The sequence below is a fragment of the Pseudomonas sp. H3(2019) genome, from assembly GCF_007713465.1.
Lineage (GTDB): Bacteria > Pseudomonadota > Gammaproteobacteria > Pseudomonadales > Pseudomonadaceae > Aquipseudomonas.
This window is the reverse complement of record NZ_VMSG01000014.1, coordinates 123659-137040: the sequence shown is the minus strand read 5'-3', so window position 1 is coordinate 137040 and position 13382 is coordinate 123659. Positions and strand designations below refer to the sequence as shown.

Annotated in this window: 24 protein-coding genes; all 24 read left to right on the top strand. The window is 54.4% G+C overall.

What is annotated here, in order from left to right; translation table 11 throughout:
* Nucleotides 1–115 precede the first annotated feature (115 nt).
* The 24 genes from rpsL to rpmD all read left to right on the top strand — a co-directional run bounded on the left by rpsL (nucleotide 116) and on the right by rpmD (nucleotide 13382).
* Complete coding sequence (gene rpsL, locus FPT12_RS15920) at nucleotides 116–487, top strand: 30S ribosomal protein S12 (protein WP_002555494.1); 372 nt, start codon at nucleotides 116–118, stop codon at nucleotides 485–487.
* Between the two features lie 118 nt (nucleotides 488–605).
* Nucleotides 606–1076, top strand: a complete 471-nt coding sequence (gene rpsG, locus FPT12_RS15915) for a 30S ribosomal protein S7 (protein ID WP_002555493.1) — start codon at nucleotides 606–608, stop codon at nucleotides 1074–1076.
* 30 nt (nucleotides 1077–1106) lie between these two features.
* On the top strand, nucleotides 1107–3212 hold the full coding sequence (gene fusA / locus FPT12_RS15910; protein WP_145017333.1) for an elongation factor G: 2106 nt from the start codon (nucleotides 1107–1109) through the stop codon (nucleotides 3210–3212).
* 31 nt (nucleotides 3213–3243) lie between these two features.
* Nucleotides 3244–4437: an elongation factor Tu gene (gene tuf / locus FPT12_RS15905; RefSeq protein WP_054594277.1), complete on the top strand. Its 1194-nt coding sequence runs from the start codon at nucleotides 3244–3246 to the stop codon at nucleotides 4435–4437.
* 157 nt (nucleotides 4438–4594) lie between these two features.
* Complete coding sequence (rpsJ, locus tag FPT12_RS15900; RefSeq protein ID WP_003186070.1) at nucleotides 4595–4906, top strand: 30S ribosomal protein S10; 312 nt, start codon at nucleotides 4595–4597, stop codon at nucleotides 4904–4906.
* 80 nt (nucleotides 4907–4986) lie between these two features.
* Nucleotides 4987–5622, top strand: coding sequence for a 50S ribosomal protein L3 (gene rplC, locus FPT12_RS15895; protein ID WP_003186059.1), 636 nt, complete (start codon nucleotides 4987–4989; stop codon nucleotides 5620–5622).
* Nucleotides 5623–5634: 12 nt separating this feature from the next.
* Nucleotides 5635–6237 carry a 50S ribosomal protein L4 gene (rplD, locus tag FPT12_RS15890; protein WP_003186057.1) on the top strand — a complete coding sequence of 201 codons (603 nt, stop codon included), beginning with the start codon at nucleotides 5635–5637 and terminating at the stop codon, nucleotides 6235–6237.
* Nucleotides 6234–6533: a 50S ribosomal protein L23 gene (rplW, locus tag FPT12_RS15885; protein ID WP_002555488.1), complete on the top strand. Its 300-nt coding sequence runs from the start codon at nucleotides 6234–6236 to the stop codon at nucleotides 6531–6533. Before rplD ends, rplW begins: the two co-directional genes overlap by 4 nt.
* A 14-nt stretch (nucleotides 6534–6547) precedes the next feature.
* Nucleotides 6548–7372 (top strand): 50S ribosomal protein L2, encoded by an 825-nt coding sequence (gene rplB, locus FPT12_RS15880; protein ID WP_003186055.1) that lies wholly within the window; start codon nucleotides 6548–6550, stop codon nucleotides 7370–7372.
* A 16-nt stretch (nucleotides 7373–7388) separates the two neighbouring features.
* Nucleotides 7389–7664: a 30S ribosomal protein S19 gene (rpsS, locus tag FPT12_RS15875; RefSeq protein WP_002555486.1), complete on the top strand. Its 276-nt coding sequence runs from the start codon at nucleotides 7389–7391 to the stop codon at nucleotides 7662–7664.
* An 11-nt stretch (nucleotides 7665–7675) separates the two neighbouring features.
* Nucleotides 7676–8008 (top strand): 50S ribosomal protein L22, encoded by a 333-nt coding sequence (gene rplV, locus FPT12_RS15870; RefSeq protein ID WP_003103908.1) that lies wholly within the window; start codon nucleotides 7676–7678, stop codon nucleotides 8006–8008.
* A 13-nt stretch (nucleotides 8009–8021) separates the two neighbouring features.
* Entirely contained in the window at nucleotides 8022–8708 is a 687-nt protein-coding gene (gene rpsC, locus FPT12_RS15865) for a 30S ribosomal protein S3 (protein ID WP_003176422.1), read from the top strand.
* Between the two features lie 12 nt (nucleotides 8709–8720).
* A complete protein-coding gene (gene rplP / locus FPT12_RS15860; RefSeq protein WP_003186052.1) occupies nucleotides 8721–9134 on the top strand; it encodes a 50S ribosomal protein L16 in 414 nt (137 codons plus the stop codon).
* Nucleotides 9134–9325, top strand: a complete 192-nt coding sequence (gene rpmC, locus FPT12_RS15855; RefSeq protein ID WP_008030901.1) for a 50S ribosomal protein L29 — start codon at nucleotides 9134–9136, stop codon at nucleotides 9323–9325. Before rplP ends, rpmC begins: the two co-directional genes overlap by 1 nt.
* A gap of 2 nt (nucleotides 9326–9327) precedes the next feature.
* Nucleotides 9328–9594, top strand: coding sequence for a 30S ribosomal protein S17 (gene rpsQ / locus FPT12_RS15850; RefSeq protein WP_003176419.1), 267 nt, complete (start codon nucleotides 9328–9330; stop codon nucleotides 9592–9594).
* Between the two features lie 23 nt (nucleotides 9595–9617).
* Entirely contained in the window at nucleotides 9618–9986 is a 369-nt protein-coding gene (rplN, locus tag FPT12_RS15845; protein ID WP_002555479.1) for a 50S ribosomal protein L14, read from the top strand.
* 11 nt (nucleotides 9987–9997) lie between these two features.
* Nucleotides 9998–10312, top strand: coding sequence for a 50S ribosomal protein L24 (gene rplX, locus FPT12_RS15840; protein ID WP_007896770.1), 315 nt, complete (start codon nucleotides 9998–10000; stop codon nucleotides 10310–10312).
* A 20-nt stretch (nucleotides 10313–10332) separates the two neighbouring features.
* Nucleotides 10333–10872, top strand: a complete 540-nt coding sequence (gene rplE / locus FPT12_RS15835; protein WP_003210069.1) for a 50S ribosomal protein L5 — start codon at nucleotides 10333–10335, stop codon at nucleotides 10870–10872.
* A 13-nt stretch (nucleotides 10873–10885) separates the two neighbouring features.
* Nucleotides 10886–11191: a 30S ribosomal protein S14 gene (gene rpsN, locus FPT12_RS15830; RefSeq protein WP_003176414.1), complete on the top strand. Its 306-nt coding sequence runs from the start codon at nucleotides 10886–10888 to the stop codon at nucleotides 11189–11191.
* Nucleotides 11192–11399: 208 nt separating this feature from the next.
* Complete coding sequence (gene rpsH, locus FPT12_RS15825) at nucleotides 11400–11792, top strand: 30S ribosomal protein S8 (protein WP_003186040.1); 393 nt, start codon at nucleotides 11400–11402, stop codon at nucleotides 11790–11792.
* A 12-nt stretch (nucleotides 11793–11804) separates the two neighbouring features.
* Entirely contained in the window at nucleotides 11805–12338 is a 534-nt protein-coding gene (rplF, locus tag FPT12_RS15820; RefSeq protein WP_003176412.1) for a 50S ribosomal protein L6, read from the top strand.
* 10 nt (nucleotides 12339–12348) lie between these two features.
* Entirely contained in the window at nucleotides 12349–12699 is a 351-nt protein-coding gene (gene rplR / locus FPT12_RS15815; RefSeq protein WP_003186037.1) for a 50S ribosomal protein L18, read from the top strand.
* Nucleotides 12700–12702: 3 nt separating this feature from the next.
* A complete protein-coding gene (gene rpsE, locus FPT12_RS15810; RefSeq protein ID WP_003186035.1) occupies nucleotides 12703–13203 on the top strand; it encodes a 30S ribosomal protein S5 in 501 nt (166 codons plus the stop codon).
* A 2-nt stretch (nucleotides 13204–13205) separates the two neighbouring features.
* Nucleotides 13206–13382 (top strand): 50S ribosomal protein L30, encoded by a 177-nt coding sequence (rpmD, locus tag FPT12_RS15805; RefSeq protein WP_003186033.1) that lies wholly within the window; start codon nucleotides 13206–13208, stop codon nucleotides 13380–13382.

Here is a 13382-nt window from a genome sequence, read left to right as displayed (position 1 = left end):
TGGGGACAAGATCCTCTTTAGACTCTTGTACCCCTAAATTTGGCGGGAATTCGTTCCTGCCATTTTGCTTTTCTTGCAAGACAATAGCGTCGCAAGACAACAGTGGAGCTAGTAGATGGCAACTATCAACCAGCTGGTACGTCAGCCGCGTAAGCGTATCGTCGAGAAATCCGACGTGCCTGCGCTGCAGAACTGCCCGCAACGTCGTGGCGTATGCACCCGTGTGTATACCACCACGCCGAAAAAACCTAACTCGGCACTGCGTAAAGTATGCCGTGTGCGTCTGACCAACGGTTTCGAGGTTTCCTCGTACATCGGCGGTGAAGGCCACAACCTGCAAGAGCACAGCGTGGTACTGATCCGCGGCGGTCGTGTAAAAGACTTGCCAGGTGTTCGTTACCACACCGTACGCGGTTCTTTGGATACTTCCGGCGTTAAAGGTCGTAACCAGGGTCGTTCGAAGTACGGTACCAAGAAGCCTAAGTAGTAGCGGCTTTTTGTAAACACTGAATTATCTATTTTCTGAGTCGATAAGAGTAAGGTCGGAGGCGTCCCGAAAGGGCACCGATTCCGAGCGAACCTGAAGACCGTTTGAGGGCTTATCCATGCCAAGAAGACGCGTAGCAGCCAAGCGCGAAGTGCTTGACGATCCAAAATACGGAAGCCAAATCCTGGCCAAGTTCATGAACCACGTGATGGAAAGCGGCAAGAAAGCCGTTGCCGAGCGTATCGTTTATGGCGCGCTGGAAAAGGTTAAAGAACGCAAGAACAGCGACCCCCTGGAAATCTTCGAGAAAGCTCTCGACGCCATCGCTCCGCTGGTCGAAGTGAAGTCGCGCCGTGTAGGCGGTGCTACTTACCAGGTTCCGGTCGAAGTTCGTCCGTCCCGTCGTAACGCTCTGGCAATGCGCTGGTTGGTAGACTTCGCCCGTAAGCGTGGCGAGAAGTCTATGGCTCTGCGTTTGGCTGGCGAACTGTTGGACGCTGCTGAAGGTAAAGGTGCTGCTGTTAAGAAGCGTGAAGACGTGCACCGTATGGCTGAAGCTAACAAAGCTTTCTCGCACTACCGCTTCTAATTTTAGCTTCACTAATTTTGCGAGGGCTTTATGGCTCGTACTACTCCGATTAGCCGCTACCGTAACATCGGTATCGTTGCTCACGTGGATGCTGGTAAAACCACTACCACCGAGCGCGTCCTTTTTTACACCGGCAAAAGTCACAAGATGGGCGAGGTGCATGACGGCGCCGCGACCACGGACTGGATGGTGCAGGAGCAGGAGCGTGGTATTACCATTACTTCTGCTGCTATCACCGCCTTCTGGCAGGGTTCTGCGAAGCAGCACAAGGACCAATACCGCTTCAACGTCATCGATACCCCGGGCCACGTAGACTTCACTATTGAAGTTGAGCGTTCCCTGCGTGTACTCGACGGCGCGGTCGTTGTGTTCTGTGGTACTTCGGGTGTTGAGCCTCAGTCCGAAACCGTATGGCGTCAAGCCAACAAGTACGGTGTTCCGCGTATTGTTTACGTGAACAAGATGGACCGTGCTGGTGCGAACTTCCTGCGCGTGATCGCTCAGATCAAGCAGCGTCTGGGTCACACTCCGGTGCCAATCCAGTTGGCTATCGGTTCCGAAGACAACTTCCAGGGTCAGATCGATCTGATGACCATGGAAGCGGTTTACTGGAACGATGCTGACAAGGGCATGACTCCACGTCGCGAAGCCATCCCTGCTGAACTGCAGGAACTGGCTGAAGAGTGGCGCAGCAACATGGTTGAGGCTGCGGCCGAAGCCAGCGAAGAGCTGATGAACAAGTACCTCGAAGGCGAAGAACTCACCATCGAGGAAATCAAGGCCGCTCTGCGTCAGCGTACTATCGCTGGCGAAATCGTCCTGGCTGTTTGCGGTTCTTCCTTCAAGAACAAGGGTGTTCCCCTGGTTCTCGACGCCGTTATCGACTACTTGCCTGCTCCTACTGATATTCCTGCCATCAAGGGTACTGACCCGGATGACGAGGAAAAACAAATGGAGCGTCATGCGAGCGACGACGAGCCGTTCTCGGCTCTGGCGTTCAAGATCGCTACCGACCCATTCGTGGGTACCTTGACCTTTGTCCGTGTTTACTCGGGCGTGTTGGCCTCCGGCGACGGCGTGATCAACTCGGTTAAAGGCAAGAAAGAGCGCGTGGGTCGTATGGTGCAAATGCACGCAAACGCCCGTGAAGAAATCAAGGAAGTGCGCGCTGGCGACATCGCGGCCTTGATCGGCATGAAGGACGTCACCACCGGTGAAACCTTGTGCAACGCTGACAAGCCAATCATTCTGGTTCGCATGGACTTCCCGGAGCCGGTTATTTCGGTTGCCGTTGAGCCTAAGACCAAGGATGACCAGGAAAAAATGGGTATCGCTCTGGGCAAACTTGCTCAGGAAGACCCGTCTTTCCGCGTTAAAACCGATGAAGAGACTGGTCAGACGATCATCTCCGGCATGGGCGAGTTGCACCTGGACATCCTGGTTGACCGGATGCGCCGTGAGTTCAACGTTGAAGCCAACATCGGCAAGCCTCAGGTTTCCTATCGTGAGCGCATCACGAAGAACTGCGAAATCGAAGGCAAGTTCGTTCGTCAGTCCGGCGGTCGTGGTCAGTTCGGCCATTGCTGGATTCGTTTTGCTCCTGCTGACGAAGGTCAGGAAGGTCTGCAATTCGTGAACGAAGTAGTGGGTGGTGTGGTTCCTAAGGAATACATCCCGGCTATCCAGAAGGGCATCGAAGAGCAGATGAAGAACGGCGTTGTTGCCGGCTATCCGCTGATCGGCCTGAAGGCTACCGTGTTTGATGGTTCCTACCACGACGTCGACTCCAACGAGATGGCGTTTAAGGTGGCTGCTTCCATGGCGACCAAGCAACTGGCCCAGAAGGGCGGTGGTGAATTGCTTGAGCCGATCATGGCGGTAGAGGTTGTTACGCCTGAAGACTATATGGGTGACGTGATGGGCGACCTTAACCGTCGTCGCGGCATGATCTTGGGTATGGAAGACACGGTCTCCGGCAAAGTAATTCGTGCTGAAGTTCCGTTGGGTGAGATGTTCGGTTATGCGACCGACGTCCGTTCCATGTCTCAGGGTCGCGCAAGCTACTCTATGGAATTCAAAAAATACAATACAGCTCCGTCGCATATCGTCGAAACTGTAACCAAAAAACAAGGCTGATTCAGCCCCTTTAGGCTAGGAGTTAATTGTCGTGGCTAAAGAAAAATTTGATCGTTCCCTACCGCACGTCAACGTTGGCACCATCGGTCACGTTGACCACGGTAAAACCACTCTGACTGCTGCTCTGACTCGCGTCTGCTCCGAAGTTTTCGGTTCGGCTCGTGTTGACTTCGACAAGATCGACAGCGCACCAGAAGAGAAAGCTCGCGGTATCACCATCAACACCGCACACGTTGAGTACAACTCGAAGATCCGTCACTACGCTCACGTTGACTGCCCAGGTCACGCTGACTACGTGAAGAACATGATCACCGGTGCTGCTCAAATGGACGGCGCTATCCTGGTTTGCTCGGCCGCTGATGGTCCGATGCCACAAACCCGTGAGCACATCCTGCTGTCCCGTCAGGTAGGCGTTCCGTACATCGTGGTTTTCCTGAACAAGGCTGACCTGGTAGACGACGCTGAGCTGCTGGAACTGGTTGAGATGGAAGTGCGCGATCTGCTGAGCACTTACGACTTCCCGGGCGACGACACTCCAATCATCATCGGCTCTGCCCGTATGGCGCTGGAAGGTCTGGACGATAACGAGATGGGCACCACTGCCGTCAAGAAGCTGGTTGAGACTCTGGACAGCTACATCCCAGAGCCTGAGCGTGCTATCGACAAACCGTTCCTGATGCCAATCGAAGACGTATTCTCGATCTCGGGTCGCGGTACTGTTGTGACTGGTCGTATCGAGCGCGGTATCGTTCGCGTTCAGGACCCACTGGAAATCGTTGGTCTGCGTGACACTACCGTCACCACCTGCACCGGTGTTGAAATGTTCCGCAAGCTGCTCGACGAAGGTCGTGCTGGCGAGAACTGCGGCGTGCTGCTGCGTGGCACCAAGCGTGACGACGTTGAGCGTGGCCAGGTTCTGGTTAAGCCAGGTTCGGTTAAGCCGCACACCAAGTTCACTGCAGAAGTTTATGTTCTGAGCAAGGAAGAAGGCGGTCGTCACACTCCGTTCTTCAAAGGCTACCGTCCACAGTTCTACTTCCGTACTACTGACGTGACTGGTAACTGCGAGCTGCCAGAAGGCGTTGAAATGGTAATGCCAGGTGACAACATTCAGATGACTGTTACCCTGATCAAAACCATCGCAATGGAAGATGGTCTGCGTTTCGCTATCCGTGAAGGCGGTCGTACCGTCGGCGCCGGCGTCGTAGCCAAAATCATCGAGTAAGCTCTTTGTTGAGTTAGCTTCGATGCTTTGAAAAAGCCCCCGCTCAGCGGGGGCTTTTTTATTGGGTTGACACCTATCTGGGGCGTCTATAGAATTGCGCCTCCTTTTAACGGGCGTATTGCGCCCGCTGGGAATAGCAGCCGGAGTCTGAAATCCAATGCAAAATCAGCAAATCCGTATCAGGTTGAAGGCTTTTGACCATCGCCTGATCGACCAATCCACCCAGGAAATCGTGGAAACCGCGAAACGTACTGGTGCTCAAGTGCGTGGTCCAATTCCACTGCCTACCCGTAAAGAGCGGTTCACCGTTCTGGTCTCCCCGCACGTCAACAAAGACGCGCGTGACCAGTACGAGATCCGTACTCATAAGCGCGTTCTGGACATCGTCCAGCCAACGGATAAAACCGTTGATGCACTTATGAAGCTTGATCTTGCGGCCGGTGTGGAAGTGCAGATCAGCCTCGGCTAAGACTCGGTCTTAGTCGTGTAACGCTCTGAAATGGGCGGCCATAGCGGGTGAAAGCCCCGTACACTCATGAGGTTTACAACATGACTATTGGTGTAGTCGGTCGTAAATGCGGTATGACCCGTATTTTCACCGAAGAAGGTGTCTCCATTCCGGTCACGGTCATTGAGATCGAGCCGAATCGCGTCACCCAGTTCAAAACTGAAGAAACCGATGGCTATCGTGCAGTGCAAGTCACTGTCGGCGAGCGTCGTGCTTCGCGTGTAACAGCTGCTCAGGCTGGCCACTTCGCTAAAGCGAACGTTGCCGCTGGTCGTACCGTAATGGAATTCCGCCTTGAAGAAGGCGAGTACCAGGCCGGCGATCTGATCAACGCTGAAATCTTCGCCGCTGGCCAACTGGTTGATGTAACCGGTCAGTCCAAGGGTAAAGGCTTCCAGGGTACGATCAAGCGTTGGAATTTCCGCGGGCAAGATAACACCCACGGTAACTCCGTATCCCACCGCGTCCCAGGCTCTATCGGCCAGTGCCAGACTCCTGGTCGTGTATTCAAGGGCAAAAAAATGTCCGGTCATATGGGCGCTGAGCGCGTGACCGTGCAGTCCCTGGAAGTAGTGCGCGTGGACGCTGAACGCAATCTGTTGTTGGTCAAGGGCGCTGTTCCTGGCGCTACTGGCGGCAACCTGGTTGTACGTCCAGCAGCCAAGGCTCGCGGTTAAGGGGAAGCTGACATGCAATTAAATGTAAATGACGCTCAAGCGATCGAAGTTTCCGAACTGACATTTGGCGGCGAGTTCAACGAGACGCTGGTTCACCAAGCAGTCGTGGCCTACATGGCTGGCGGCCGTCAAGGTAGCAAGCAGCAAAAGACCCGTTCCGACGTTTCTGGTGGCGGTAAGCGCCCATGGCGTCAGAAAGGTACTGGCCGTGCTCGTGCTGGTACTATCCGTAGCCCAATCTGGCGCGGCGGCGGTACCACTTTCGCAGCTCGTCCACAGGATCACTCCCAAAAGCTGAACAAGAAGATGTATCGCGCAGCAATGCGTTCCATCCTTGCTGAGCTGGTGCGTACTGATCGTCTGGTCGTGGTTCAGGACTTCGCTGTTGAAGCACCGAAAACCAAAGATCTGCTGAACAAGCTGAATGGCATGGGTCTGACTGATGTCCTGATCGTGTCCGATGCTGTTGATCAGAACCTGTACCTGGCTGCTCGTAACCTGCCACACGTTGATGTACGTGACGTGCAAGGTTCCGATCCAGTTAGTCTGATCGCATACGACAAGGTGTTGATCACCGTGTCGGCCGTGAAGAAATTCGAGGAGCTGCTGGGATGAACCAGGAACGCGTATTTAAAGTTCTGCTTGGCCCGCACGTTTCCGAGAAGGCTACGGTTCTGGCAGACAAGAAAGGCCAGTTCGTTTTCAAGGTTGCTACTGACGCAACCAAGCTGGAAATCAAGAAGGCCGTCGAAAGCCTGTTCAGCGTGAAAGTAGAGCGTGTTACTACCCTGAATGTTCTGGGTAAGAGCAAGCGCACTGCTCGCGGTCTGGGCAAGCGTAATGACTGGAAGAAGGCAGTTATCTCCCTTCAGCCAGGCCAAGATCTCGATTTCAGCAGCAGTGCTGAGTAAGGAAGGGGTGCATCATGGCAATCGTTAAATGCAAACCGACTTCCCCTGGCCGCCGTTTTGTGGTCAAGGTGGTCAACCAGGAGCTGCATAAAGGCGCTCCTCACGCACCGCTGCTCGAGAAAAAATCGAAGTCTGGTGGTCGTAACAACAATGGCCGTATTACCACTCGTCACATCGGTGGTGGTCATAAGCAGCATTATCGTCTGGTCGACTTCCGTCGTAACGACAAAGATGGCATCGCTGCCACTGTCGAGCGTATCGAATACGATCCAAACCGTACTGCTCACATCGCTCTGCTGCTGTACGCAGATGGCGAGCGTCGCTACATCATCGCCCCTAAAGGCGTGAGCGCTGGCGACCAGCTGATCGCAGGTGCTCTGGCGCCGATCAAGCCGGGCAACGCTCTGCAACTGCGTAACATTCCAGTTGGTAGCACCGTACACGGCATCGAATTGAAGCCAGGTAAAGGCGCGCAAATCGCTCGTTCCGCTGGTGCTTCGGCTCAGCTGATCGCTCGTGAAGGTGTCTACGTGACCCTGCGTCTGCGTTCTGGTGAGATGCGTAAAGTGCTGGCTGAATGCCGTGCGACCCTGGGCGAAGTCTCGAACTCCGAGCACAGCCTGCGTTCGCTGGGTAAAGCTGGTGCCAAACGCTGGCGTGGCGTTCGCCCAACCGTTCGTGGTGTTGCCATGAACCCGGTTGACCACCCACATGGTGGTGGTGAAGGTCGTACCTCTGGTGGTCGTCATCCGGTATCGCCATGGGGCTTCCCGACTAAGGGCGCGAAGACTCGTGGTAATAAGCGTACCGACAAAATGATCGTCCGTCGTCGCAAGTAAATAGAGGGATACGACAGTGCCACGTTCTCTGAAAAAAGGTCCTTTTATCGATCTTCACCTACTGAAGAAGATCGAAGTGGCGGCGGAAAAGAACGATCGCAAACCAGTTAAGACCTGGTCGCGCCGTTCCATGATCCTGCCACAAATGGTCGGTCTGACCATCGCAGTACACAACGGTCGTCAACACGTCCCAGTTCTCGTTAACGAAGACATGGTCGGCCACAAACTGGGCGAGTTCGCCGGTACCCGCACATATCGTGGGCACGTGGCTGACAAGAAAGCCAAGCGTTAAGGGGTTAGGAAATGGAAGTAGCCGCTAAGTTGTCGGGCGCTCGAATCTCCGCCCAGAAAGCCCGCTTGGTCGCCGACCAGATCCGCGGGAAGAAGGTGGGCGAAGCGCTCAACCTGTTGGCTTTCAGCAGTAAGAAAGCCGCCGAGATCATGAAGAAAGTGCTGGAGTCGGCCGTAGCCAACGCCGAGCATAACGAAGGCGCAGACGTTGATGACCTTAAAGTCAGCACCGTTTTCGTCAACGAAGGGCGTTCGCTGAAGCGCATCATGCCACGTGCCAAAGGCCGTGCTGATCGCATCGTCAAGCGGTCTTGCCATATCACTGTCAAGGTTGCTGACAAGTAACGGAGTCGAAGAGATGGGTCAGAAAGTACATCCCATTGGCATTCGCCTGGGAATCGTCAAGGAGCACACCTCCGTCTGGTACGCAGACGGTCGGACTTATGCGGACTACTTGTTCGCTGATCTGAAGGTGCGTGAGTATCTCCAAGACAAACTAAAAAGCGCGTCCGTAAGCCGTATCGATATCCATCGTCCGGCCCAAACTGCACGTATCACCATCCACACCGCTCGTCCAGGTATCGTTATCGGGAAGAAAGGTGAAGATGTTGAGAAACTGCGTCAGGACCTGACCAAGCAAATGGGTGTGCCTGTGCACATCAATATCGAAGAGATCCGCAAGCCGGAACTCGACGGTATGCTGGTTGCGCAGAGCGTAGCTCAGCAGCTGGAGCGTCGCGTTATGTTCCGTCGCGCTATGAAGCGCGCTGTACAAAACGCCATGCGCATTGGTGCCAAAGGCATCAAAATCCAAGTGAGCGGTCGTCTCGGCGGTGCTGAAATCGCACGTACTGAATGGTATCGCGAAGGTCGTGTGCCATTGCACACCCTGCGTGCCGACATCGACTATGCCAACTACGAAGCTCACACCACCTACGGTGTGATCGGTGTAAAGGTTTGGATCTTCAAAGGCGAAGTAATTGGTGGTCGCCAAGAAGAGCTGAAACCACAAGCACCAGCGCCTCGTAAAAAAGCTGCTAAGTAAGGGGTACGCCAAATGTTGCAACCAAAGCGTACGAAGTTCCGCAAGCAGATGACTGGCCACAACCGTGGTCTGGCATTGCGCGGTAGCAAAGTCAGCTTCGGCGAGTTCGCGCTGAAGTCTGTTGCTCGTGGTCGTCTCACCGCTCGTCAGATCGAGTCAGCGCGTCGTGCTCTGACCCGTCACGTAAAACGTGGCGGCAAGATCTGGATCCGTGTATTCCCGGACAAGCCTGTCACCAAAAAGCCACTCGAAGTTCGGATGGGTAAAGGTAAGGGTAACGTGGAGTACTGGGTTGCCCAGATTCAGCCAGGCAAAGTCCTGTATGAAATCGAGGGCGTTTCTGAAGAGCTGGCGCGTGAGGCTTTCGCCCTGGCTGCTGCAAAGCTGCCGCTCGCCACCTCCTTTGTTAAACGGACGGTGATGTGATGAAAGCGAATGAACTTCGTGAAAAAGACGCGCCACAGCTAAACGAGCAACTGCTCGGCCTGTTGCGCGACCAGTTCAATCTGCGTATGCAGAAAGCAACTGGCCAGTTGGGGCAGTCTCACCTGCTCCGGCAAGTTAAGCGTGACATCGCTCGCGTGAAGACTGTGCTCAAACAGCAGGCAGGTAAGTAATCATGGCTGAAGCCGAAAAAACCGTCCGTACGCTGACTGGCCGTGTTGTCAGCGACAAAATGGACAAGACCATCACCGTTCTGATCGAGCGTCGCGTAAAGCACCCGATCTACGGTAAATACGTTAAGCGTTCGACTAAGCTGCACGCGCACGACGAAACCAATCAGTGCCACATCGGCGACAAAGTCACTATTCGTGAAACTCGTCCTTTGGCCAAGACCAAGTCTTGGGCGCTGGTTGATGTTCTCGAACGCGCTGTGGAAGTCTAAGGACTAGGGGTCGGAGAAATTATATGATTCAGACTCAATCCATGCTCGATGTGGCCGATAACAGCGGCGCTCGCCGTGTTATGTGCATCAAGGTGCTGGGTGGCTCCCATCGTCGTTACGCTGGTATCGGTGACATCATCAAAGTTACCGTCAAGGAAGCAATTCCTCGCGGTAAAGTGAAAAAAGGCCAAGTGATGACTGCTGTTGTAGTCCGCACTCGTCACGGCGTTCGTCGTGCTGATGGCTCCATTATCCGCTTTGATGGCAACGCTGCTGTTCTTCTGAACAACAAGCAAGAGCCGATCGGCACCCGTATCTTTGGGCCAGTGACCCGTGAACTTCGTACTGAGAAGTTCATGAAGATCGTCTCGCTCGCCCCAGAAGTGCTGTAAGGAGATCCGACATGCAAAAGATTCGTCGTGACGACGAGATCATCGTGATCGCCGGCAAAGACAAAGGTAAGCGCGGTAAGGTGCTTAAGGTTCTCGCTGACGACCGTCTGGTCGTTGGTGGCCTGAACCTGGTTAAGCGTCATACCAAGCCTAACCCGATGTCGGGCGTACAAGGCGGTATCGTCGAAAAAGAAGCGCCACTGCACGCTTCCAACGTCGCCATTTTCAACGGCGAAACCAACAAGGCTGACCGCGTTGGTTTCAAAGTAGAAGACGGCAAGAAAATTCGTGTCTTCAAGTCGACCCAAAAAGCGGTTGATGCTTGAACACTGCTAGGTAGAAGACCATGGCACGACTAAAAGAGATTTACCGGAAGGAAATCGCACCGAAACTTAAGGAAGAACTTAAGCTTTCGAACGTGATGGAAGTTCCGCGCGTTACCAAAATCACCCTGAACATGGGTCTGGGCGAAGCGATCGGCGACAAAAAAGTCATCGAGCACGCTGTTGCTGACCTGGAAAAGATCACCGGCCAGAAAGTCGTTGTGACCTACGCTCGGAAATCCATCGCTGGCTTTAAAGTCCGTGAAGGTTGGCCGATCGGCGTCAAAGTGACCCTGCGCCGTGAGCGTATGTACGAGTTCCTGGATCGTCTGCTGTCGATCTCCCTGCCTCGGGTTCGCGACTTCCGCGGCCTGAATGCCAAGTCCTTCGATGGTCGTGGTAACTACAGCATGGGCGTAAAAGAGCAGATCATTTTTCCGGAAATCGATTACGACAAGATCGATGCTCTCCGCGGTCTGGACATTACCCTGACCACCACTGCCAAGAACGATGACGAAGGTCGCGCATTGCTGCGTGCTTTCAAATTCCCGTTCCGCAACTGATTGGAGTAGGAAAATGGCCAAGATGAGCATGAAAAACCGCGAGCTGAAGCGTCAGCTCACGGTTGCCAAGTACGCCAAAAAGCGTGCAGCACTGAAAGCTATCATCGTTGATCTGAACGCAAGTCCAGAAGCGCGTTGGGAAGCTACAGTAGCTCTGCAGAAGCAGCCACGTGACGCAAGCGCTTCGCGCATGCGTAACCGCTGCCGCCTGACCGGTCGTCCACACGGCGTTTACCGCAAGTTCGGCCTCGGCCGTAACAAACTGCGTGAAGCGGCAATGCGTGGTGACGTACCTGGTCTGGTTAAAGCCAGCTGGTAAGCACTATCAAAGTCTCGGTGCTCGGGGTCGCAAGATCCTGACCACCGGTGACCTTGAACTTGAATCAGGCCCCTATTGGGGCTTGATTCATTTGTGGGGTGTGTCTAGAATACCCGGCTCGCCTGAGCCCGTGCTTTTTTCGTGCGGAGTTTCTCGGCGAAGGTAGTAGCCGCAAGGCTTATTTTTTTGTATTAGGAGCGTCTAGCCCATGAGTATGCAGGACCCGTTAGCGGACATGCTAACTCGAATCCGTAATGCCCAGATGGCTGAAAAGTCCGTCGTAAGCATGCCGTCTTCCACGTTGAAGGTGGCTGTAGCTAAAGTCCTGAAGGACGAAGGTTACATCGCGGGTTATCAGATCAGCAGCGAAATCAAACCACTGCTGTCCATCGAGCTGAAGTACTTCGAAGGCCGTCCGGTCATCGAGGAAGTGAAGCGCGTTAGCCGTCCAGGCCTGCGTCAGTACAAGTCCGTCGATGATCTGCCAAAAGTTCGTGGCGGTCTCGGTGTGTCTATCGTCTCCACCAACAAAGGTGTGATGACGGATCGTGCTGCGCGCGCTGCCGGTGTCGGCGGCGAAGTTCTTTGCACTGTGTTCTAAGGGGGGATAAGCATGTCTCGCGTCGCTAAGAACCCCGTTAAGCTGCCAGCCGGTGTCGAAGTTAAATTCGCAGGCCAACAGCTTTCGGTGAAGGGTGCCAAGGGCACTCTCGAACTGAACATCCATTCGTCCGTTGAGATCGTTGAAGAAGCTGGTGAGCTGCGTTTCGCTGCTCGCAATGGCGATCAACAAACTCGCGCAATGGCTGGTACCACTCGTGCGTTGGTAAACAACATGGTCCAAGGCGTAAGCCAAGGCTTCGAGCGCAAGCTCCAGCTGGTCGGTGTTGGTTACAAAGCGCAAGCAAAAGGCACAGTGCTGAACCTGGCTCTTGGCTTCTCGCACCCAGTGGATTATGAACTGCCGGAAGGCATCACCGCTGAGACTCCTAGCCAGACCGATATCCTGATCAAGGGCATCGACAAGCAGCTGGTAGGTCAAGTGGCCGCCGAGATCCGCGACTTCCGTCCACCAGAGCCGTACAAAGGCAAAGGTGTGCGCTACGCGGACGAAGTCGTCCGTCGTAAAGAAGCCAAGAAGAAGTAGGGCATAGCAAATGACCGACAAAAAAGTTACTCGACTGCGTCGCGCTCGCAAAGCACGCCTGAAAATGCACGAACTCGAAGTCGTGCGTCTCTGCGTGTTCCGTTCGTCGCAGCACATCTACGCCCAGGTCATTTCGGCCGACGGCAACAAAGTCCTGGCAAGTGCCTCGACTTTGGATAAAGAACTGCGTGATGGTGCCACTGGCAACATCGACGCGGCCACTAAGGTTGGCCAGCTGGTCGCTACGCGTGCTAAAGCCGCTGGCGTCTCGCAGGTGGCTTTCGACCGCTCTGGCTTCAAGTACCACGGCCGCGTCAAGGCGCTGGCTGATGCTGCTCGTGAAGCTGGGCTGGAGTTCTAAGTTATGTCAAATAACGACCAAAAGCGCGACGAAGGCTACATCGAGAAGCTGGTTCAAGTTAACCGCGTAGCCAAAACCGTTAAAGGCGGCCGTATCTTCACTTTCACCGCGTTGACCGTGGTTGGTGATGGTAAAGGGCGCGTTGGCTTCGGCCGTGGCAAGTCGCGTGAAGTGCCTGCTGCGATCCAGAAGGCAATGGAAGCTGCTCGCCGCAACATGATCCAAGTTGATCTGAACGGCACCACTCTGCAGTACGCAATGAAGTCCGCTCACGGCGCTTCGAAGGTGTACATGCAGCCTGCTTCTGAAGGTACCGGTATCATCGCTGGCGGCGCTATGCGTGCTGTCCTCGAAGTTGCTGGCGTTCAGAACGTTCTGGCCAAGTGCTACGGCTCGACTAACCCGGTAAACGTGGTTCACGCCACTTTCAAAGGTTTGAAAGCTATGCAGTCTCCTGAATCCATTGCCGCCAAGCGTGGCAAAAGCGTCAAGGAGATCTTCTGATCATGGCTACCGTTAAAGTAACGCTGATCAAAAGCATGACCGGCCGCATCCCTAACCACAAACTGTGCGTTAAGGGTCTGGGTCTGCGTCGCATCGGTCACACTGTAGAAGTGCTGGATACTCCCGAGAATCGCGGGATGATCAACAAGGCTTACTACATGCTGCGTGTCGAGGGTTAA

What these genes read in the sequence shown, in the direction of transcription:
- rpsG (WP_002555493.1), top strand. Translation starts at nt 606, where the DNA reads ATGCCAAGAAGACGCGTAGCAGCCAAGCGCGAAGTGCTTGACGATCCA.
- rpmD (WP_003186033.1), top strand. Translation starts at nt 13,206, where the DNA reads ATGGCTACCGTTAAAGTAACGCTGATCAAAAGCATGACCGGCCGCATC.
- rplW (WP_002555488.1), top strand. Translation starts at nt 6,234, where the DNA reads ATGAACCAGGAACGCGTATTTAAAGTTCTGCTTGGCCCGCACGTTTCC.
- rplN (WP_002555479.1), top strand. Translation starts at nt 9,618, where the DNA reads ATGATTCAGACTCAATCCATGCTCGATGTGGCCGATAACAGCGGCGCT.
- rplR (WP_003186037.1), top strand. Translation starts at nt 12,349, where the DNA reads ATGACCGACAAAAAAGTTACTCGACTGCGTCGCGCTCGCAAAGCACGC.
- rpmC (WP_008030901.1), top strand. Translation starts at nt 9,134, where the DNA reads ATGAAAGCGAATGAACTTCGTGAAAAAGACGCGCCACAGCTAAACGAG.
- rplX (WP_007896770.1), top strand. Translation starts at nt 9,998, where the DNA reads ATGCAAAAGATTCGTCGTGACGACGAGATCATCGTGATCGCCGGCAAA.
- rplD (WP_003186057.1), top strand. Translation starts at nt 5,635, where the DNA reads ATGCAATTAAATGTAAATGACGCTCAAGCGATCGAAGTTTCCGAACTG.
- rpsE (WP_003186035.1), top strand. Translation starts at nt 12,703, where the DNA reads ATGTCAAATAACGACCAAAAGCGCGACGAAGGCTACATCGAGAAGCTG.
- rplP (WP_003186052.1), top strand. Translation starts at nt 8,721, where the DNA reads ATGTTGCAACCAAAGCGTACGAAGTTCCGCAAGCAGATGACTGGCCAC.
- rpsQ (WP_003176419.1), top strand. Translation starts at nt 9,328, where the DNA reads ATGGCTGAAGCCGAAAAAACCGTCCGTACGCTGACTGGCCGTGTTGTC.
- fusA (WP_145017333.1), top strand. Translation starts at nt 1,107, where the DNA reads ATGGCTCGTACTACTCCGATTAGCCGCTACCGTAACATCGGTATCGTT.
- rpsC (WP_003176422.1), top strand. Translation starts at nt 8,022, where the DNA reads ATGGGTCAGAAAGTACATCCCATTGGCATTCGCCTGGGAATCGTCAAG.
- rplV (WP_003103908.1), top strand. Translation starts at nt 7,676, where the DNA reads ATGGAAGTAGCCGCTAAGTTGTCGGGCGCTCGAATCTCCGCCCAGAAA.
- rplE (WP_003210069.1), top strand. Translation starts at nt 10,333, where the DNA reads ATGGCACGACTAAAAGAGATTTACCGGAAGGAAATCGCACCGAAACTT.
- rpsL (WP_002555494.1), top strand. Translation starts at nt 116, where the DNA reads ATGGCAACTATCAACCAGCTGGTACGTCAGCCGCGTAAGCGTATCGTC.
- rplB (WP_003186055.1), top strand. Translation starts at nt 6,548, where the DNA reads ATGGCAATCGTTAAATGCAAACCGACTTCCCCTGGCCGCCGTTTTGTG.
- rpsJ (WP_003186070.1), top strand. Translation starts at nt 4,595, where the DNA reads ATGCAAAATCAGCAAATCCGTATCAGGTTGAAGGCTTTTGACCATCGC.
- rplF (WP_003176412.1), top strand. Translation starts at nt 11,805, where the DNA reads ATGTCTCGCGTCGCTAAGAACCCCGTTAAGCTGCCAGCCGGTGTCGAA.
- rpsN (WP_003176414.1), top strand. Translation starts at nt 10,886, where the DNA reads ATGGCCAAGATGAGCATGAAAAACCGCGAGCTGAAGCGTCAGCTCACG.
- rpsH (WP_003186040.1), top strand. Translation starts at nt 11,400, where the DNA reads ATGAGTATGCAGGACCCGTTAGCGGACATGCTAACTCGAATCCGTAAT.
- rplC (WP_003186059.1), top strand. Translation starts at nt 4,987, where the DNA reads ATGACTATTGGTGTAGTCGGTCGTAAATGCGGTATGACCCGTATTTTC.